21 protein-coding genes are annotated in these 16,960 nt (G+C 69.6%); 5 read left to right on the top strand and 16 right to left on the bottom strand.

Going from position 1 to position 16,960, the window contains the following annotated elements:
- Positions 1-83: 83 nt before the first annotated feature.
- Together ACZ7L6_RS20575 and ACZ7L6_RS20570 are read right to left on the bottom strand one after the other, a co-directional pair.
- Positions 84-2,267, bottom strand: coding sequence for a phosphotransferase (locus tag ACZ7L6_RS20575; RefSeq protein ID WP_471925872.1), 2,184 nt, complete (start codon positions 2,265-2,267; stop codon positions 84-86).
- Positions 2,268-2,531: 264 nt separating this feature from the next.
- Positions 2,532-3,401, bottom strand: coding sequence for a GntR family transcriptional regulator (locus ACZ7L6_RS20570; protein WP_471925870.1), 870 nt, complete (start codon positions 3,399-3,401; stop codon positions 2,532-2,534).
- A gap of 173 nt (positions 3,402-3,574) precedes the next feature.
- On the opposite strand from ACZ7L6_RS20570, the gene ACZ7L6_RS20565 reads away from it, so the two are divergent.
- Positions 3,575-3,757, top strand: coding sequence for a hypothetical protein (locus ACZ7L6_RS20565; protein ID WP_471925868.1), 183 nt, complete (start codon positions 3,575-3,577; stop codon positions 3,755-3,757).
- Here the strand turns inward: ACZ7L6_RS20565 and ACZ7L6_RS20560 are convergent.
- Together ACZ7L6_RS20560 and ACZ7L6_RS20555 are read right to left on the bottom strand one after the other, a co-directional pair.
- Positions 3,748-4,467 (bottom strand): HAD family hydrolase, encoded by a 720-nt coding sequence (locus ACZ7L6_RS20560; RefSeq protein ID WP_471925866.1) that lies wholly within the window; start codon positions 4,465-4,467, stop codon positions 3,748-3,750. The two genes, ACZ7L6_RS20565 and ACZ7L6_RS20560, sit on opposite strands and share 10 nt — an antisense overlap.
- A 32-nt stretch (positions 4,468-4,499) precedes the next feature.
- Positions 4,500-5,375, bottom strand: a complete 876-nt coding sequence (locus tag ACZ7L6_RS20555) for a GntR family transcriptional regulator (RefSeq protein ID WP_471925864.1) — start codon at positions 5,373-5,375, stop codon at positions 4,500-4,502.
- A gap of 153 nt (positions 5,376-5,528) precedes the next feature.
- Here ACZ7L6_RS20555 and ACZ7L6_RS20550 point away from each other — a divergent pair, with 153 nt between their 5' ends.
- Positions 5,529-5,717 (top strand): hypothetical protein, encoded by a 189-nt coding sequence (locus ACZ7L6_RS20550; RefSeq protein WP_471925862.1) that lies wholly within the window; start codon positions 5,529-5,531, stop codon positions 5,715-5,717.
- A gap of 60 nt (positions 5,718-5,777) precedes the next feature.
- Here the strand turns inward: ACZ7L6_RS20550 and ACZ7L6_RS20545 are convergent, their stop codons facing one another.
- Complete coding sequence (locus ACZ7L6_RS20545; RefSeq protein ID WP_471925860.1) at positions 5,778-6,695, bottom strand: winged helix-turn-helix domain-containing protein; 918 nt, start codon at positions 6,693-6,695, stop codon at positions 5,778-5,780.
- A 132-nt stretch (positions 6,696-6,827) separates the two neighbouring features.
- Here ACZ7L6_RS20545 and ACZ7L6_RS20540 point away from each other — a divergent pair, with 132 nt between their 5' ends.
- Positions 6,828-7,007, top strand: coding sequence for a hypothetical protein (locus ACZ7L6_RS20540; protein ID WP_471925858.1), 180 nt, complete (start codon positions 6,828-6,830; stop codon positions 7,005-7,007).
- 197 nt (positions 7,008-7,204) lie between these two features.
- Here ACZ7L6_RS20540 and ACZ7L6_RS20535 read toward each other — a convergent pair whose 3' ends face one another.
- Positions 7,205-8,464, bottom strand: a complete 1,260-nt coding sequence (locus ACZ7L6_RS20535; RefSeq protein ID WP_471925856.1) for a GNAT family N-acetyltransferase — start codon at positions 8,462-8,464, stop codon at positions 7,205-7,207.
- A 402-nt stretch (positions 8,465-8,866) separates the two neighbouring features.
- The gene (locus tag ACZ7L6_RS20530) at positions 8,867-9,502 is read right to left on the bottom strand and encodes an RsiG family protein (RefSeq protein ID WP_471925854.1); all 636 of its coding nucleotides are present in this window, start codon (positions 9,500-9,502) and stop codon (positions 8,867-8,869) included.
- A 180-nt stretch (positions 9,503-9,682) separates the two neighbouring features.
- On the opposite strand from ACZ7L6_RS20530, the gene dtd reads away from it, so the two are divergent.
- The gene (gene dtd, locus ACZ7L6_RS20525; RefSeq protein ID WP_471925852.1) at positions 9,683-10,108 is read left to right on the top strand and encodes a D-aminoacyl-tRNA deacylase; all 426 of its coding nucleotides are present in this window, start codon (positions 9,683-9,685) and stop codon (positions 10,106-10,108) included.
- A gap of 35 nt (positions 10,109-10,143) precedes the next feature.
- Here the strand turns inward: dtd and ygfZ are convergent, their stop codons facing one another.
- The 6 genes from ygfZ to ACZ7L6_RS20495 form a co-directional block, all read right to left on the bottom strand.
- On the bottom strand, positions 10,144-11,109 hold the full coding sequence (ygfZ, locus tag ACZ7L6_RS20520; RefSeq protein ID WP_471925850.1) for a CAF17-like 4Fe-4S cluster assembly/insertion protein YgfZ: 966 nt from the start codon (positions 11,107-11,109) through the stop codon (positions 10,144-10,146).
- 10 nt (positions 11,110-11,119) lie between these two features.
- Positions 11,120-11,572: a Fur family transcriptional regulator gene (locus ACZ7L6_RS20515; protein ID WP_471925848.1), complete on the bottom strand. Its 453-nt coding sequence runs from the start codon at positions 11,570-11,572 to the stop codon at positions 11,120-11,122.
- Positions 11,573-11,604: 32 nt separating this feature from the next.
- Positions 11,605-12,180: a heme-binding beta-barrel domain-containing protein gene (locus ACZ7L6_RS20510; RefSeq protein WP_471925846.1), complete on the bottom strand. Its 576-nt coding sequence runs from the start codon at positions 12,178-12,180 to the stop codon at positions 11,605-11,607.
- 231 nt (positions 12,181-12,411) lie between these two features.
- Positions 12,412-13,359 carry a hypothetical protein gene (locus ACZ7L6_RS20505; protein WP_471925844.1) on the bottom strand — a complete coding sequence of 316 codons (948 nt, stop codon included), beginning with the start codon at positions 13,357-13,359 and terminating at the stop codon, positions 12,412-12,414.
- Positions 13,356-14,171, bottom strand: coding sequence for a hypothetical protein (locus tag ACZ7L6_RS20500; protein WP_471925842.1), 816 nt, complete (start codon positions 14,169-14,171; stop codon positions 13,356-13,358). The genes ACZ7L6_RS20505 and ACZ7L6_RS20500 overlap by 4 nt, the downstream gene beginning before the upstream one ends.
- On the bottom strand, positions 14,168-14,980 hold the full coding sequence (locus tag ACZ7L6_RS20495) for a hypothetical protein (protein ID WP_471925840.1): 813 nt from the start codon (positions 14,978-14,980) through the stop codon (positions 14,168-14,170). Before ACZ7L6_RS20495 ends, ACZ7L6_RS20500 begins: the two co-directional genes overlap by 4 nt.
- Before the next feature lie 137 nt (positions 14,981-15,117).
- Between ACZ7L6_RS20495 and ACZ7L6_RS20490 the strand changes: the two genes are divergently transcribed.
- Entirely contained in the window at positions 15,118-15,480 is a 363-nt protein-coding gene (locus ACZ7L6_RS20490) for a DsrE family protein (protein WP_471925838.1), read from the top strand.
- A gap of 25 nt (positions 15,481-15,505) precedes the next feature.
- Here ACZ7L6_RS20490 and ACZ7L6_RS20485 read toward each other — a convergent pair whose 3' ends face one another.
- The 3 genes from ACZ7L6_RS20485 to ACZ7L6_RS20475 form a co-directional block, all read right to left on the bottom strand.
- Positions 15,506-15,883 (bottom strand): VOC family protein, encoded by a 378-nt coding sequence (locus ACZ7L6_RS20485; protein ID WP_471925836.1) that lies wholly within the window; start codon positions 15,881-15,883, stop codon positions 15,506-15,508.
- A gap of 31 nt (positions 15,884-15,914) precedes the next feature.
- Entirely contained in the window at positions 15,915-16,175 is a 261-nt protein-coding gene (locus tag ACZ7L6_RS20480; RefSeq protein ID WP_471925834.1) for a DUF3099 domain-containing protein, read from the bottom strand.
- A gap of 459 nt (positions 16,176-16,634) precedes the next feature.
- Positions 16,635-16,925 carry a DUF1416 domain-containing protein gene (locus ACZ7L6_RS20475; RefSeq protein ID WP_043502058.1) on the bottom strand — a complete coding sequence of 97 codons (291 nt, stop codon included), beginning with the start codon at positions 16,923-16,925 and terminating at the stop codon, positions 16,635-16,637.
- Between the last annotated feature and the right edge of the window lie 35 nt (positions 16,926-16,960).

Below are 16,960 nucleotides of genomic sequence, written 5' to 3'. Positions count from 1 at the left end.
CCCGACTCACCTCCGCGCCGCGACGCCCGAGGGATCGTCATATGCCTGCGGACGTACCGCCTTTGAGTGAAGTCATGGTGCCGCTAGGCCAGGGCACGGGCAAGATACGGGTTCGCCGTCGGGCGGACGGGCAGGCCGAGAAAAGCCGTGGCCGCGGCCAGGGTCATCGGGTACGAGTCCACCGCCCGGCGCACGTTGGGAGCGTCCAGGCTCGCGCCGGTGACCAGGCGGTCGAGGTCCACGTAGGCGGAACGGACGGTCTCGATGCCGCGGTAGATCCGCCAGTCCTGTCGCCAGTTCCTGGTGCACTCGCCCGGCAACCCGCGCTCCCAGCGCCGGAACATGCGCTCCCGGATCTCCGGCCGGGTCGGAGTGAGGTGCATGTGCCGGACCAGGTCGTAGAGGGGGTCACCGACCACCGCCATCTCCCAGTCGATGATGGTCAGCGCCAAGCGGTCGTCACGGCGCACCAGGTTCCACGGGTTGAGGTCGCCGTGCAGCAGGGACGGCTTGCGGTCGCTCACATGGTGGCGAGAGAGGATCAGCTGCAGACGATCCGCGGCGGGGAGCCCCAGGAAGCGGGCCAACTGCTGTGACTCCTTGGGCAAGTCCCTGATCAGCTCCACGAGTTGGCTCCTCAGCCACCCGAAGAAACCGCCTTCCCCGGCGGCCGGGTCGACTTGCTTGTAGTCCACCTGCGTCAGAGCAGAGAGTTGGTCGACGAGGCCGTCCGCCTCGTGGGGAAGCAGACCGTGCACCGGGTGGCTGGGAGGCTTGTCGTGCGAGCCGGCGTAGGTGTGAATGGCGAACGGGTCGTTCGCGTAGCTCACGCCGAGCGCGAGAACCCTCGGCGCCGCCACCTCGACGGGTGCCTCCTCGATGGCGCGGAGGACGGCATGCTCACTGAGAAAGCTGGGTTCCCGACGGCAGACGCCCGGCAGCCTGCGCCGCACGATCACGGGGAAGTCGACTCCCGGCACCGAGACGACCGAGTTGAGGTGCGCGGTCCCCTTGAACACCCGGTTCGCCGGGGCGGCGCCCTCGACCAGCAGGGCCTTGCGCACGGCTGAGGCGGGAAAGTCGCGTCGTGCGGGGAGCCGCCGGTCAGGCGTCCAAGTGAAGGCCTTCCTGACCCAGGCCCGCCCATTGATGCCGCCGTGACTTCGCGATGCCAACCACCGGAAGAGGGCTCGTTCGATCTCGCTCTCGCTCGGTACGGTCCCCAGCCGGAGCGGTTCCGCCGCCGCCCCCAGAGCCCGCTGAACTTCCGCCGTCGCCTCGTTGAGTCTCTTCTGGGTGAACGGCTCTTCCAGCGACCGCGCGGCACGCATGATGTCCGGATAGACGGACTGCGCGCGCTCGAAAGCGACGTAGCGGCGCAAATCCTTGCGCAAGCCGTTGACCGCCGCGGGACGGATCTGCTGCATGGCCTGCGCCCAGGCATCGATCACCTCGGCCCACTGGTGGGGCGGGTACTGCATGCGCACCAGGTGCGTCGCCAGGTCGTGCAGGGGATCGCCGTAGGTCGCCAGCTCCCAGTCGACGCAGATGAGGGGCGGGTCACCGTCGTAGGACACGATCACGTTGTCCCGGTGCAGATCCGCGTGCAGCAGACTGAACGGCCGCCGGGCCATCGCGGGCACCCGCTCGGCGAGCCGGATCAGGGCGTCTTCGGGGATGCCGAGCGCCGCGAACAGTCCTCCGAAGGCCTGCCAGTTGGGCTGTCGGATCTGCCGGTCGGCCAGCAACGCCAGGGTGTGCAGGAACCCCTGGCTGTCCGTGTCGTTGCGCGGCCAGACCCCCGGCAGCGGCGGAAGCGCACCCCGCCGCACCTGGGCCATCTGGGCGAGCAGGCCGGCCAGCGCCTTGACGAGCAAGGTGTCCACGGGCTTGCCGTTCCCGCAGACGCTGGACAGCGGCATGCCTTCCACATAGCTGTGGATCGAGAAGTCGTCCCCCTTGACGAGGCACCTCGGTGCGTGGGGCAGGACTCCCCTGATGGCGTCGAGGATCTGCGACTCGTCGTTCCAGGTCCTGATCACAACGGGCAGTGCTTCGGCACGCCGGACCCGCACCGTCACGGACGTACCGGCCTCGAGCCCGACCAGCGGGGCCATGGCACCCGTGAGCGGCAGCACGTAGTTCCGGTTGTGATGTCCACTGCTCGCCTGGCCCAGCTTCTCGGCCTGCCCGACGAACTCCTTGATGATCTCGTAGGGCGTGGCGCGCTCCCCGCGCAAGGGCCGGGGAAGGGGAGGTGCGCCCACTGGCCGCTCCGAGTAAGGACGAGGACGGTATGCCAACGTAAACACGAGGTGTTCTGCCCCGCACGACATAGTGAGACGGGAGTGGCCGCTACGGGTGGTGCGCCACTCTCCTGCACGAAGTCTTTGCGAGGCCGCTCGAGGCTTGGCTTGTTCGCCATCCCTTACGCACGAACGAGAACGGTTGCTCAATCGGTGCGGGCATGCTACAGCACCCCGTCGGCGGCTCCCTCAGGTCCCCTGCGTAACTCTTGTGGCCGGTTCGCATTACTCGGACAGCAGCTTCCAGACCGAGTCGAACCACTTCTGCATGCTGTCCACGAAGACGGTGCCCGATGAGTTCTCGTCCTCGTCCTTCACGTGGTGCGTGAGTGTGGCACCGACGCCCAGCACGTCGAGCGCGGTGATCTCCTCACCTTCCAGTTCGATCTTCCGCTCGATGACCTCGTACGGTCCATGCAGCGCTTCGGCGCCGTTGAACAGGTAGAGCTTGAAGGCCGGCGTCAGCGGTGCGCGGCGGATCTCCACGTCGACCGACGGCACCCATCCCTCGGTCTTGAGGGCCCCGAGCGACTCCCGCAGCGACTTCGTGTGGCGCTCCGTGATGTCCTGCAGTCGCTCACGCAGGCGTGGATCGTCCTCGTCGTCCTTGGCGCGCGGATAAGGGAGAGGGTGCTTCTCGGAAGGGAGAAGCATGCGCAGGGTGATCCGGTGAGGACTGATCGAGCGACCGCGGATCCGGTCGGCCTGCTGCTGGATACGCCAGTACAGGGACTCCGACGTCAACGTGTAGACGTCCAGGGTCACTTCGGGCTGCTCGAAGGCCTCGCTGATGAGGGACTCCAGCGTGATGCCCCGGCGGGACCTGGTGGCCTTCGGCGTCGGGGACTGTATGCGCTGGGTCTTGATCACCTTGGAGCCGCTGCCCTGCCGTGACTCGATCCAGCCTTCGTCGACCAGTTCCCGCAGTGCTCGCTGGACGGTGTCGCGGGAGACTCCGAGCTCCTCCGCAAGGTCCCGCTGGGAGGGCAGGAAGGCGCCCAACGCGTACACCCCGTCGGTCATCCGCGCGCGCAACTCGTCGGCGATCCGCTGGAATTCCCTGCCGCCGCTGTCGCCGGTCTGCTGTGCCTCCACATGGGGACCGTACCGCTTTCGGTCCACCAGCAAACCAGCGCTCAGTCAAGCACCCCACCAGGCAGGCCAGTTGGTTAAGGGATCTACCGAGCCGGGCAGACCACCTTCAGGCCAGTCAGTCCAATTGGACGGGTGGTTGGGGAGTTGCAGGACAGCGGAAGGTGGGTGGGGACATGCTCCTGCTACAAGTCACCCGAGGGCTCTTAGAGCTCCTCCTGGGCATACAGGCGCAGACGAAGCTCGGAGTCGTCGGCGTGCTGCTCCTGTTGGCGGTGGGCGTCGGCGTGCGGGCGCGGCGGGCCGGTCTGGCCGTCGGGGCCGCCGTGCTGTTCGCGCTGCTGATGATTCAGGCCTGAGCCCGGATCAGTGTCAGCACCGACCACAGCGAATCCACGACAGCCGTGGCTCCGGCCTCCCGCAACAGCTTCTCCTTGCGCGCGTTACGCGCGTAGCCGAGGAACGGGACGCCGGCGCTGTTCGCGGCCAGGAGGTCGGAGGGCGTGTCGCCGATCATCAGGGCGGCCGAGGGGGCCGCGCCCATGGCGCTCAAGGCCCGGTTGAGGCAGTGCGGGTCCGGCTTCAGGTGATGGAGGTCCTGGGTGCGGCCGTAGATGTGGGGGCTGAAGCAGGAGAGCAGCCCGCGGCTGTCCAGATACGTGCGGACCACTCGGGGGGAGTTGTTGGTGGTGATGGCCAGCCGGGATCCGACCGCCGTCCAGGTGCGTATCAGCGGGTCGGCGTACGCGGTGGGCATCGCGGAGGACGTCGCCCGGAGTTCCTCCTGGGTGAGACGTTCCTCCAGCTCCGCCACCAGATCACTGCCGGGGTGCCGGCGGTCGACGGCGCGCAGGACGACGTGCGGGTCCAGGGACTCTCGTTCGTCCTCTGCCAGCAGCCCGTGCAGCCCCCGCCCCTCGAGCCACTCCACCAGGTCGGTGGCCACTCGCTCCGCCGAGTGCCCGGCGAAGAGCCGGCAGATCGGCCCGTCGAAGTCCCAGAGCACCACGCGGGCCTGCGTGATCAGTCGCCGAAGCTGCTCCGTGTCGTTCTCGGTCTCTGCGGTCACCGGTTCAGTCTGCTGCTTCGTATCAGAAGTCACTAGGAGAGTGTCAGGTCAGTGGTGATGGTTTCCCAGAGGGCGTCGAACCACTTCTGGGATTCCTCCACGAACGCCGCGTCGCGTCCCCCGGCCTGCTTCACGAAGGAGAAGAGGACGGACTTCGAGCCCAGGGCGTCGTACATGTCCAGCGTCTCGCTCTCGTACTCCTCCTGCCGTTCGGTGAGCACGTAGTAGCCGATCAGCGCTTCGGACTCGTTGAGGAGGTACAGCTTGACCGGTGGCGTGAAGGGCAGCGCGCGCAAGGTGACGCGGACGTCGATGCCGTGGGTGGACCGCACGGCTTGCAGGTTGTACCGCAGCACCTGCGCCTGGGCGTTGCGCATCGCCAGCCAGCGCTGGTGGACCAGGTCGCCCTCGCCGCTGTCGACCGGGACCGGGAAGGCGAGATTGATGTCCCGGGACGGCAGCAGGATGCGCACGTCGATCGACTCGGGGCGGAGGGTGCCCTCATGGATCAGGCGGATGGGCTCGCCCAGCGCGAGCATCAGGCTCTCGGCCGTGAGGCAGGCGGCATCGATGCGGACGTGCGCCGACGAGAACGCCTCCGTCAGCCGTGGGGCCAGCCCGACCATCGTCGGCTGCGGCCCCTCCCGCCCCGGCGACGACTCTGCGATCCGCGGCGGGCTGCCCCTGCTCACGTTGGTGAGCAGGCCGTCCTCCTGGAGTGCGCGCAGAGCCTGGCGTACGGTGCCTCGCTCCACGCCGAACTCCTCGGCCAGCTCGGCCTGGGTGGGCAGGCGGTCGCCCGCCTTGAGGTCGCCGATGCGGATCCGTTCCCGCAGGATGTCGGCGATCTCCTGGGGAGAGAGTCTCCTGCTGCCGTTCACTGCCACGTTCTCCTGAGTCACGACCAAACGCTACAACTCCGACCCATCTAGCGGGAGTTGTTTGCAGGTTGTTTCAAAGTAGGGGCCAAGTGGGGACAACTTAGTCAGAGTTGGCGTCAAGTTGGTTGAGTTGGCGGAAGTAATCCTTCCATCCCCGGAAGCCCGAAGGGGGAAACACAGATGCCCGTCCTCGCACTCCTCTCCGCCGTCTTCGTCGTCGGCGTCGAACAGACCCTCCAGTGGAAGTACGGCGCCACCGGCATCATCGGCCTGCTGCTGCTCACCATAGGCATCAAGGCCAAGAATCCGGCAGTCAGTTCGATCGGGGCCGTCGTTCTCGCGGTCCTGGTCTCGGGACCCGCCCTATGAGTCATGCGCACCACCGGAACACCGCACACGAACACACAGGTCACACGTCGTGGGAGACGGTCAGCTCGTGAGCACCAGCTCCGAACTGATCGTCTCCCACAGCGCGTTGAACCACACGTGCGACTGCTCCACGAATGTCGTGTCCCGCAGTCCGGCCCCCTGCTCGAAGGCGAACAGCATCGACTGGATGCCCGGGGCGTCGTACATCTCCCTCTGCTGGTGGTCGATCTCCACCTCGCGCCGCGCCAGGGTGTAGTAGGCGAAAAGCGCCTCCGTGCTGTTGAGCAGGTACAGCTTCACCGGCGGAGTGAACGGCAGCGCGCGGAAGCTGACCTGCACGTCGATGCCGTGCGTGGAGCGCAGCGCCAGCAGGTTGTGCTGGAGCACCTGGCCCTGGGCGTTGCGCTGGGCGAGCCAGCGGCGGCGCAGCTCTTCGTCGACGTCGTCGGCCGAGGCGTCGACCGGCGTCGGGAAGGCGAGATCGATGTCCCGGCTCGGCAGCAGGACGCGGACGTCGACCTTGGCCGGTTTCAGCTGTCCGGCGTGGATCTGGCGGAGCGGTTCGCCCATGGCGAGCGTGAGGGAGACCGACGTCAGACACAGGGCGTCGATCTCGACGTGCGGGGCGGCGAAGGCGGCGGCGATGCGCGGGGCGAGCGCCACCATGGTGGGCTGCGGCGGGGCTGCCGGGCCGGTCAGCGCCTTGCCCAGGTCGGGGGCGACGGTCGCCGGCGCCCCCTTCGACACGTTGGTGAGCAGATGCTCCGACTGCAGGATGCGCAGGGCCTGCCGTACGGCTCCGCGCTCGACGCCGAACTCGTCGGCCAGCTTGGCCTGGGTGGGCATGCGCTGGCCGGGCCTGAGCTCGCCCGAGGTGATCCGGGCGCGCAGCTCGTCGGCCACCTCCCGGTGTGACTTCTGTGGCCGCTGTGACCTCTTCCGCCCATTGACGGAGGCGTGTTTCGGCTCCACGACCAAACACTACAACTTCCCGCCATCTTTAGGCAGTTCCGGGGAAGGTGGTTATGAGACGCTTCCAAGCGGTCATAAGTACAGTGAAGTTGGTCGCCAACTTAAGCAACATGGTCAAACTTCAGGAAGGTTGGCCACATGCCGTTCATCTACCTCGCCGTCGCCGCTCTGGCCATCGGATTCGAGCAGCTCGTCCAGTGGAAGTACGGGCCGATGGGCATCGTCGCCTTCCTCGCACTGTCCATCGGCATCAAGGCCAGGAACACCATGATCGGCGGCATCGGCGCGGTGATCCTCGTCATGCTGCTCGCCCAGTAGGCACCAGGTTCGGCCGGCCGGGCTCCCTTCCGGAGGGGAGCCGGGAGCCCGGTCGGTCAGCACAGCCACAACTGAACACCGACAACCGAACATCGACGGCACAGCCACAACTGAACAACGACCGCAACGAACAACCACAACCACAACCGAACAGCTCGCTACGGATGAGCAGACCTGTCACCGGCAGAGAGGAGGTCTCAGAAGATGTCCGGGCACCAAGGCCGCCTGGACGTTCGCAGCAGGGCGTCGCCCACCCGGGCGGCGCCCGCTCGCTGTTCCTGTACCCGCCCCAGCGCGGCCAGCCGTACGGCGGACTCGTCGCCGAGCCAGAGGCGCCCCAAGTCCGATACGTCCAGGGTGAGTTCGGCGGCAGCCCGGGTCGGCGTGCAGGACGCCCCGTCCGCGGCCGCCTCCAGGCGATACCGCCCGCCGGTGAACCCGGCTTCGTCCACGACCTCGATCACCAGCGTGCCCTGCCCGTCGTACGTCCGCGCCTCCAGAGCCCGTACGACATCCAGGATCCGCACCCACAACCCGTCCGCCAGCGTCGTGATCCGGGCGGCCCGCGGATCGGGCAGGCAGAGGGGCAGCAGGTCGTCGGGGGACCGCCTGCCGCTCTTCACCGTCATGATCCAGTCGATCGAGCACAGGTAGCGCCACAGGGCGCGTTCGGCGTCCGGTGTCGTCGTGATCAGCCAGTTCACGGTGGCCGTGTTCTGCGGCCGCATGCCGTCGCCCCAGCGGTCGTCCGCCGTGTACGACACCAGCCCCTCGATGTCGCCGGCCGCCGAGCGGTACACGGCGAAGAAGGGCTCGGTCCATGGCTCCCTGTCCAGGCGCAGCACACCGGTGTTGACCTGCCACCAGCGCTCGTCCCGGTCGACGGTGCCCGGCTGGGTGCGGCGCATCCGATCGTGCAGGTCCGGGCCGATCTTGCGTACGTCCGCCCCGTCCACGATGTCGATACGGCCGCCGTCCTCGGGGCCGGACCATCCGGGGTCCAGGCCGGTGCGGGGGACGTCGACGGTCCACTCGGCCGACCAGGTCGCGGGGCCGAAGCCGTAGCGGCCGTAGATCGGGTACTCGGCGGCGATCAGGGTGGCGACGACGTCTCCGCGGTCCTTCGCGGCCGCCAGGTCGTGGGCCATCATCCGGGTGAGGATGCCGCGGCGGCGGTGGGTGGGGGTGACGGTGACGTTCGAGATGGCGTCGGCGGGGACGGCGGTGCCGCCGACGGCGGTGAGCTCTTGCGGGAAGGACCGGAAGGTGGCGATGCAGCGGCCGGCGTCGAAGGCGCCCAGGGTGCGGGGCGGGATGATGTACGACGCTCGGTCGGCGATCTCGCGGTCGGAGACGTCGGGGGTGCGGAGGAAGCCGGTGTTCAGGGCCCGGGTCCAGTCGGGGATGTCGGCCTCGGTGATGGGGCGGACGTCGATGGGGGGTTCGGGGCGGCTCATGGGGCCCACGGTAGGTGGGGCGGGTGCGGGGTGTCGCCGGGTTTTTTCCTCGCCCCCGCCGCCCCTACCCGTCCCATCCTTGAAGGGGCTCCGCCCCTTCCACCCCGCCAGGGGGCTCCGCCCCCTGGACCCCCGCCGGCCCCGAAAGGGCCTCGTCCTCAAACGCCGGACGGGCTGAATGATGCGGACCGGCGTCGAGAGGCGGAGCCCCTTGCGGGTGGGTGGGGGATCGGGACGGCAGCGCCTTGTCCTCGAACGCCGGACGGGCCGGATGCAGCCGACCGGAGCAAAAAGTGGCGGTCCGGCATCGTCCCCAAGGGGCGCGGGGAACTGCGCGACCAGCCCCCGACGGCCGTCGCTCGCACAACCAGCACCAGCCACCACGGCGGAGCGACCCGTCGGCTACGCGAGCAGGTCGTCCACCTGTGCCTCCCCGTCCCGGTACCGCCGCGCGATCTCCGCGCTGCAGTCGTCGGCCGTCCGCTGCAACCGTTGGCGACGCCCCGACACCTGCTGCTCGTACCGCACGAGCCGCCCCATCGCGGTGTTCAGCTCGGCATCCGTGCGCGCCTCGAGGTCCGACAGCTCCACCTCGGCGAGCATCTCGGCCGCCAGCCGCCGGTACTCCTCGCTCTGCGGGGTGCCCAGCGTCACATGGCGGGCGGAGGAGCGGTGGCGGGCCGGGGCGTCGGTGAGGATCTCCGGGAGGCGGTCGACGACGGACGCCGCGCCTGCCGGGGAGCGTCGCGCCAGTTCCGCGCGGAGGATGTCGATGCGGCCCTGCAGCAGCCGCCGTACATAACTCAGGTCCGCCTCGTCGCGCTGGGCGTCCCGGCGGAGCGTGCGCAGCTCCGGCAGGCTGAGCAGGGTCAGGTCCCGCTCGGGCGGCTCGGCGGGCAGCCGCGCCCCCGGCTGGAGGCCCGGCTGCGGGCCCGGATCGTCGGCGGTGCGCTGCGTGGGCGGCCGGATGCCGACAGGCTGGTCCCCGTGGGTCAACACGACAGCCCCAGGCGGCTGCCCGGTACTCGGTGTGCTCATGTGCCTCTACCGTCCCCTCGACCGGCGTGTGGAAGCATGGTGCCATCCCAAGTGGCCGCTATGTGACCGAGTGCCCACGAACAGCCCCAGATGGGGGGTAAGGAGCGAAAAAGAGGCCCCCAAAGAGGTCTTCCACAAGCTCCTTACCTGGCATCTTCGCGCGCACGGCATGATGGCGGCATGCGAGCTGTGGTGCAGAGAGTGGACGGCGCGAGTGTCGTCGTGGACGGCGAGACGGTCGGGGAGATCACCGGCGAGGGGCTGTGCGTACTCGTCGGCGTCACACACGCGGACACCAAGGAGAAGGCGGCCCAACTCGCCCGCAAACTCTGGTCGATCCGCATGCTGAACGACGAGAAGTCCTGCAGCGACATCGACGCCCCGCTCCTCGTGATCAGCCAGTTCACCCTCTACGGCGATGCGCGCAAGGGAAGGCGGCCCACGTGGAACGCCGCCGCGCCGGGCGATGTCGCCGAGCCGCTGGTCGACGAGGTCGTCGCCCAACTCCGGGCGCTGGGCGCGACCGTGGCGACGGGCCGGTTCGGCGCGAAGATGCGGGTCTCGCTGACGAACGACGGCCCGTTCACCGTGCTGCTGGAGATCTAGGGCCTGTCCGGCGGATCACGCCGGCGTCGCGGAGCCTAGGGCTCCACGACGACTTCCTGGGCGGCCGCCGTCTCCCCCGCCACCAGCCGCGCGTCCACCGGCACGTTCCGCTTCACCAGCGCGAGGGCGACCGGGCCGAGCTCGTGGTGGCGTACGGACGTCGTGATGAAGCCGATCTTGCGGCCGTCGGGGCCCTCGTCGGCCACCCGGAGCTCCGTGCCGGGCGGGGGCAGATGGACCTCGCTGCCGTCGAGGTGGAGGAAGACCAGGCGGCGCGGGGGCTTGCCGAGGTTCTGGACGCGGGCGACCGTCTCCTGGCCGCGGTAGCAGCCCTTCTGCAGGTGCACCGCGGTGCCGATCCAGCCCAGCTCGTGCGGGATCGTGCGGTGGTCGGTCTCGAAGCCGAGGCGCGGGCGGTGGTGCTCGACGCGGAGGGATTCGTACGCCAGGATCCCGACCGCCGGGCCCGCCTTGTCGGCGTACGACTCCAGGTCCGCCCGCGGGAGGAACAGGTCGCGGCCGTACGCCGTCTCGCGTACGACGACGCCCTCGGGCACCTCGGCGATGGAGCCGGCGGGCAGGTGCACGACAGCGAACTCGGCCGTCCGGTCGGCGACTTCCACCCGGTAGAAGAACTTCATCGACTCCAGGTACGCGATCAGCGCGTCCTGCGTGCCGGGCTCGACATGGGCCCAGACGGTCGCGCCGTCGTCCACCAGGTACAGCGCGTGCTCGATGTGGCCGTGCGCGGAGAGGATCAGCGCCTCGGTGGCCTGGCCCGTCGGCAGGTCGCTGACGTGCTGGGTGAGCAGCAGATGCAGCCAGCTCAGCCGGTCCTCGCCGGAGACGGTGACGACTCCGCGGTGCGAGAGGTCGACGAATCCGGTGCCCTCGGCGAGGGCGCGCTGCTCGCGGAACAGATCGCCGTAGTGGGCGGCGACGCCTTCGTCCACACCCTCGGCGGGCACGGCGCCGGGCAGGGACAGCAGGGGGCTCTTCATACGACTAAGCCTACGACTCGGTAGTTGAAGTCTTGCCGTTCGATACCTTCAGCGCGCAGTCCTTGCAGCGTCCGAAGATCGCGAAGTGCTTCATGTCCGTGTCGAACCCGAAGGTCGCGCGCAGCTTCGCCGTGAACTCGGCGGCCACCGACACATCGGCCTCGATCACGTTCGAGCAGTCCCGGCACACCAGGTGGATGTGATGGTGCCGGTCCGCCAGGTGATACGTCGGCGCTCCGTGCCCGAGATGGGCATGGCTGACCAGCCCGAGTTCCTCCAGGAGCTCCAGGGTCCGGTACACGGTGGAAATGTTGACCCCCGACGCCGTCTTCCTCACTTCCACGAGGATGTCGTCGGGGGTCGCGTGCTCAAGGGTGTCCACGGCTTCGAGCACGAGTTGCCGCTGCGGCGTCAGCCGGTAGCCGCGCTGCCTGAGGTCGCTCTTCCAGTCGGTGCTCACCACACCGACGAGTCTAGAGCTACTCGAACGGCTGCCTACTTGAAGAAGGCGATCCCGTCGTCCGGCAGGTCGTCCGGCAGGGCCTTGGCCCAGCGCTCGACCTCCTCCGGGGTGACGACCTTCTTCAGGTGCGCCGACATGTAGGGGCGCAGCTCGACCTCGGGGGTCTGCTTCTCGCCGACCCACATCAGGTCGCTCTTGACGTAGCCGTACAGCCGCTTGCCGCCGGTGTAGGGCTGGGAGGCGGCCGTGCGGGCGACCGCGTCGGTGACCAGGTCGATCTGCGGCTTCTTGTCGGCCAGCTCGCCGTACCAGATCTCGATGACACCGTCGTCGCGGGTCATCGTCACCTCGACCCTGCGCTCGGCGTCGATGCGCCAGAAGCCGTGCTCGGACTCCAGCGGCCTGACCTTGTTGCCGTCGTTGTCCAGCACCCAGGTGTGGGACCGGTACTCCAGGAAGTCCCGGCCGTCGTGCGTGAAGGCGACCTCCTGACCGAAGTTGCACTTCTCGGAGCCGGGGAAGTCGTGCACGCCCGCGCCCGCCCAGTTGCCGAGCAGGAAGGCGAGGGGGACGAGGTCCTTGTGGAGGTCGGACGGGATCTCGATCATGAGAGGCAGTTCCTAGAGACGGGTCAGCGCTGGCCCTGGTACAGCTTCTTCACGGTCAGACCGGCGAAGGCGAGAACGCCGACGGCGACCAGGACCAGCAGGACTTCGAAGAAGATCTCCACGGGGTGCTCCTTGAGCGGGGTGCGGTGCGGTTACGTGCACAGGGCCGGGCCCCAGCTTACGCGGCCGGAGCCCGGGCCTCTGTGTGAGGTACGCCCCCGAGGGCGCTCGTCAGCCCAGCAGCTGGCTCTGCAGCACCACCGTCTGCTGGAACGGCACGGCCGCCGCGCCGCCCTTGCGGGACTGCACGACGAGCGCGAGGACGTCACCGGCGGGCAGGTAGGCGTGCCTGACCTGCTCGGCGCCGTACGGCTTCACCTCGGTGTACGGATGGGGGCGCACCTCCCCGATCAGCCGGACCTCGTCAGGGAAGTCCACGTCGAAGTCGGAGACGTCGGCGTCGCGCAGGGCGTACTCGGGGCCGCCGCTGCCGACCGGGGCGAGGCCGTCCGCGAACAGCTCGTCCACGACGGCGGCGGTACCGAAGCGGAGCAGGTAGATGCGGGTGTGCGTGCCGTCGGGGGTGGTCCAGCCGCGCGCCGCGACGTGCCGCAGACCGTGGTCGACGAGCGACTGCCCGAACTCCTCCCGGTCCTCCTTCTCCGCGTACTCCGCCAGGAAGTCCTCGGTGGCCAGCCACCCGTCCTCGCCACGCAAGGCCTTGTCGTCCCGGGCGCCCTTCGGCGCGGGCAGGACCAGCGCACGCAGGTCGGCGTGGTGCGCACCGGCCGGGTTCGACGCGTCGGTGGGCCCCGGGCTGCCCTCGGGCAACGGCGGCTTCACCAGCGTCGGGTACTCCCACCGCCCGTCCGACTCCGTCGCCAGCCCCGGGACGTCCGTCCGCTCCATCCCGGCGATCCCGTACGCCGCCCCCGACCCGACGGCCGCGAAGACGACGACGGCGGCGGACCAGCGCAGCACGGCACGGAGGGTGCGGCGGTCCTTCCTGGCGGGGGGTGACGGAGGTGCGGATGGTGGGGGCGGGACGGTGACGTGGGGGTGGGGGTGAGGGTAGGGGTACGCCGGCATGGCCGCGCCCGGCCCGACCGGCACTGGCGGCTCAGCCGGCTGTGTCGGCTCCGTCGGCTCCGTCGGCTGGGTGGTGTGCTGCTCGGTCATATCGCCTGCCCGGGCTCGGCGATGCGGTCGAGCTGTTCTGCGAGCAGGGCCGCCACGCTCTCGGTGTCGAGTGGCTTGACCCCGTCCGCGGTGGCGGTGACCAGGATGTCTCCCTGGGAGGCGGAGCAGAACATGGTTTCGAGTTCCGTGTCGGCGCCCTTGGGCGGCAGGAAGCACTTCGCGTTCTTGTGACCCTTGATCTCGGGCCCGTCGCGGAAGATGTCCAGGGTCTCCAGGAACTCGCTGTGGAACCTCGCGATGTCCCGTACCGCCGCCCGGCTCTCCATCTGGGACAGCACGATGCTCACGGTGTAGTTGTCGTCGTCGTTGTGGAAGTTGACCGCGTCGGAGTCGTAGTAGCTGCGCATCGCCATGCCCGTGATGCGCTCCTTGTCGATCTGCTTCTCCAGCTTGCGGCGCTGGGTGCGGGGCAGGTCCCGCAGCGACTCCTTGCGCAGGGCCGTCGCCTGGGCCCCGCTGAGCTGCACGTCCGAGCCGAACTCGCCGAGGTCCGGCCCTCGGACCCAGGTGCCGTCGCCGTACGGCACGAGCATCGCGGAGAGCGCGCCGGCCTTGGTGGCGGCCTCGTCGGCATCGCCCTTCTTGTCCTTCCTGCCCTCCTCCGGGAGCGTCCAGACGGGCGCGCCCGCGTCCCGGTCGGCGTCCCGCACGGTGACCGCCGTGACGCCGACGCCCGCGACGACCGCGCCGGTCAGCAGCAGCGACCCGGCGACGGCGGCGACACGGCCCCGGCGGACGGGCTTCGTCGCGGGCGCCGGCGGTATCGCGCTCCCGCTCTCGTTCTCACTCACAGCCGCTCCATCTGCCGCTCGGCCAGGTTCATGATCGTCTTCTTGCTGACCGGCTTGCTGCCGAGGACCCAGATCTCCAGGGCGATGTCCCCGCGCCAGGCGTGCGCCTCCGCGCTGTACACCGGCAGGTACCCGGGTTCGGCCTTGGGCTTTTTGTGGACGTACGCCATGCCGCCACCGGTGCCGGGGATGGCCCAGCTGCTGGTGGAGCCCTCGGCGTCGGCCCAGTGCTGGTTGTTCTTCGCGGTGCCGACGGCCCCCAGGTCCTCCTCCTGCCGGAACTGGATCAGCCGGATCTCCACGTCGTACGAGTCACCGACCTCCCAGCCGGTGATCGCACCGCGCCGGAACTCGTCGTCGACGAGGTCGCCGAAGATCTCCGCCGGGGAGTTGTAGTAGTCGGCGTAGGCGGCCTGGTCGAGCCAGCCGTCGGAGCCTTCCAGCCACTCGGCGTCCTTCGCGCCCTTCGGCTTCTTCAGCAGCAGCTTGCGCAGGTCGCCGTCGGTGCGCACCCGGCGGTCCCGCGCGGCGGACAGCGGCTCGGGTGCCTCGCCGTTCGACTGCGCGAGCGTCGGCTGCGAGAGCGAAGGCAGCCTGGTGGGCTCGCGGTCGGCCTGGACGAGATAACCGGCGCAGGTCCCGGCGACGAGCCCGAGCACGGCGGCCCCGGCGATCAGCAGCGCGGTACGCCCACGGCGACGCGGCCGCCCGGGAGGAGCATCCGGGACCGCCGGGGCATCGGGTGCCGCCGGGACCGCCGGGGCATCGGGTGCCGCCAGGGCGGCGGGGGCAGCCGGGGCAGCCGCCACACCCACTTCTTCGGGTACTTCCAAGAGGTCCCCCCACGGAAAGTGAAGCGCGCATTCCGTATGACGCGCGCACAGGAGACTCATGGCCAAGGCTTGGGGTTGCGCGGAGTCGCAAGGGAGTTGATTACGATTCGGGCATGGCGAAGAAGCTCGTGATCAAGGTGACGGCCGGGGCGGACGCCCCCGAGCGCTGCTCGCAGGCGTTCACGGTGGCGGCGGTGGCCGTGGCGAGCGGGGTCGAGGTGTCCCTGTGGCTCACGGGTGAGTCCGCCTGGTTCGCCCTGCCGGGCCGCGCCGCCGAGTTCGAGCTGCCGCACGCCGCCCCGCTGCCCGACCTGCTCGACTCGCTGCTGGCAGGCGGACGCGTGACCCTGTGCACGCAGTGCGCGGCCCGCCGGGACATCACCGAGAAGGACGTCCTCGAGGGCGTACGGATCGCGGGGGCGCAGGTGTTCGTGCAGGAGGCGCTGGGAGAGGACACGCAGGCGCTGGTCTACTAGGCCCTGGAGGGGCCGGCCATGGGCCCTACTCCCCGGCGTCGACGTACAGGCAGAACGGGTGTCCGGCCGGGTCGAGCAGGACCCTGACGTTCCGCTGGGGCTGGTACGCGGCGAGCCGGGCGCCCTCGGCCACGGCCCGGGCGGTCTCGCGCTCCAGGTCGTCGACCTCGATGTCGAGGTGCACCATCATCTGCTGCCGGCCCGGCGCGCTCGGCCAGACGGGCGGCACGTACCGGGGTGCGGTCTGGAACGACAGTCCCGTCCCGCCGTCCGACGGCCGGATGTGCACCCAGTCCGGCCCGTCCTCCCCGCGCCGGACCCGCCAGTCGGGCAGCAGCCGTAGGTAGAACTCCGCCAGCTCACGCGCGTTCGGCGCGTCCAGTGTCGCCGCCGTCAGTCTCACCGGGTCCTCCCCCGCGTCGGCGCCCCGACGCTCACCGCGGCCGCCTCTTGCCGTCCAGTTCGTCCCACCACTCGTCGGACTGAGGATCCCCGGACGGGTCGTCCCACCAGCGGTCCTCCGGGCCCCGCCGGTTGGCGACCATCGCGGCGAGCGGCGGGATGACCATGGCTACGACGCACATCCCCACGGCCACCGGGACCGACCAGAGGCGCACGACACCCCAGGCCAGGACGAAGAGCGCGATGCACGTCCCCATCATGGCGAAGTACACGTGACGTCGCCGTGCGTACATAAGTCCAGGGTAGGCGCAGGCCGGGGGCTTCAGCGTGAGCCGGATGAGGTGCGACTCGGGCGAGGCGAGAGGGCTACCGAGAGTCGACGGACGGAGTCCGGCGCAGCGCCCCGCAGCCTGCGAAGCAGTGCAAGGGACGCATCAAGGAGGGGCCACGTGACGTCGCCGTGCGTACATAAGTCCAGGGTAGGCGCAGGCCGGGGGCTTCAGCGTGAGCCGGATGAGGTGCGACTCGGACGAGGCGAGAGGGCTACCGAGAGCCGACGGACGGAGTCCGGCGCAGCGCCCCGCAGCCTGCGAAGCAGTGCAAAAGGACGCATCAAGGAGGGGCCACGCGACGTCGCCGTGCGTACATACGTCCAGCGTAGGCCCGTACTGCCGGGGCGCACCGGGCATGACGAAGGGCCGCGCCCCGGGTGTCCAACCCGTGGGGTGCGGCCCTTCGGCTGCAGCAGTCGCTCAGACCGCGATCGCGACCTCGGCGAGAGCGCCCTTCTCGGCGACGACGACCGTGCGGTCGGCGGTGCCGCCGGGGACGAGCGCACGTACGGTCCAGGTGCCCTCGGCCGCGTAGAAGCGGAACTGGCCCGTGGCGGAGGTGGGGACCTCCGCGGTGAACTCGCCGGTCGAGTCCAGCAGACGGACGTAGCCCGTCACCGGCTCGCCGTCGCGGGTCACCTGACCCTGGATCGTGGTCTCACCGGGCTTGATCGTCGAGGCGTCGGGGCCGCCGGCCTTCGCTCCACACATGTCTTTCTCCAAGAGGGGTCTGACCGGAAGGAAGG

The organism is Streptomyces sp. NPDC107522 (genome assembly GCF_055657525.1).
This window is presented reverse-complemented; position numbering and strand designations above follow the sequence as displayed.

What these genes read in the sequence shown, in the direction of transcription:
- ACZ7L6_RS20530 (WP_471925854.1), bottom strand. Translation starts at nt 9,502, where the DNA reads ATGAGCACACCGAGTACCGGGCAGCCGCCTGGGGCTGTCGTGTTGACC.
- ACZ7L6_RS20490 (WP_471925838.1), top strand. Translation starts at nt 15,118, where the DNA reads ATGGCGAAGAAGCTCGTGATCAAGGTGACGGCCGGGGCGGACGCCCCC.
- ACZ7L6_RS20565 (WP_471925868.1), top strand. Translation starts at nt 3,575, where the DNA reads ATGCTCCTGCTACAAGTCACCCGAGGGCTCTTAGAGCTCCTCCTGGGC.
- ACZ7L6_RS20475 (WP_043502058.1), bottom strand. Translation starts at nt 16,925, where the DNA reads ATGTGTGGAGCGAAGGCCGGCGGCCCCGACGCCTCGACGATCAAGCCC.
- ACZ7L6_RS20480 (WP_471925834.1), bottom strand. Translation starts at nt 16,175, where the DNA reads ATGTACGCACGGCGACGTCACGTGTACTTCGCCATGATGGGGACGTGC.
- ACZ7L6_RS20540 (WP_471925858.1), top strand. Translation starts at nt 6,828, where the DNA reads ATGCCGTTCATCTACCTCGCCGTCGCCGCTCTGGCCATCGGATTCGAG.
- ACZ7L6_RS20505 (WP_471925844.1), bottom strand. Translation starts at nt 13,359, where the DNA reads ATGACCGAGCAGCACACCACCCAGCCGACGGAGCCGACGGAGCCGACA.
- ACZ7L6_RS20550 (WP_471925862.1), top strand. Translation starts at nt 5,529, where the DNA reads ATGCCCGTCCTCGCACTCCTCTCCGCCGTCTTCGTCGTCGGCGTCGAA.
- ygfZ (WP_471925850.1), bottom strand. Translation starts at nt 11,109, where the DNA reads ATGAAGAGCCCCCTGCTGTCCCTGCCCGGCGCCGTGCCCGCCGAGGGT.
- dtd (WP_471925852.1), top strand. Translation starts at nt 9,683, where the DNA reads ATGCGAGCTGTGGTGCAGAGAGTGGACGGCGCGAGTGTCGTCGTGGAC.
- ACZ7L6_RS20535 (WP_471925856.1), bottom strand. Translation starts at nt 8,464, where the DNA reads ATGAGCCGCCCCGAACCCCCCATCGACGTCCGCCCCATCACCGAGGCC.
- ACZ7L6_RS20510 (WP_471925846.1), bottom strand. Translation starts at nt 12,180, where the DNA reads ATGATCGAGATCCCGTCCGACCTCCACAAGGACCTCGTCCCCCTCGCC.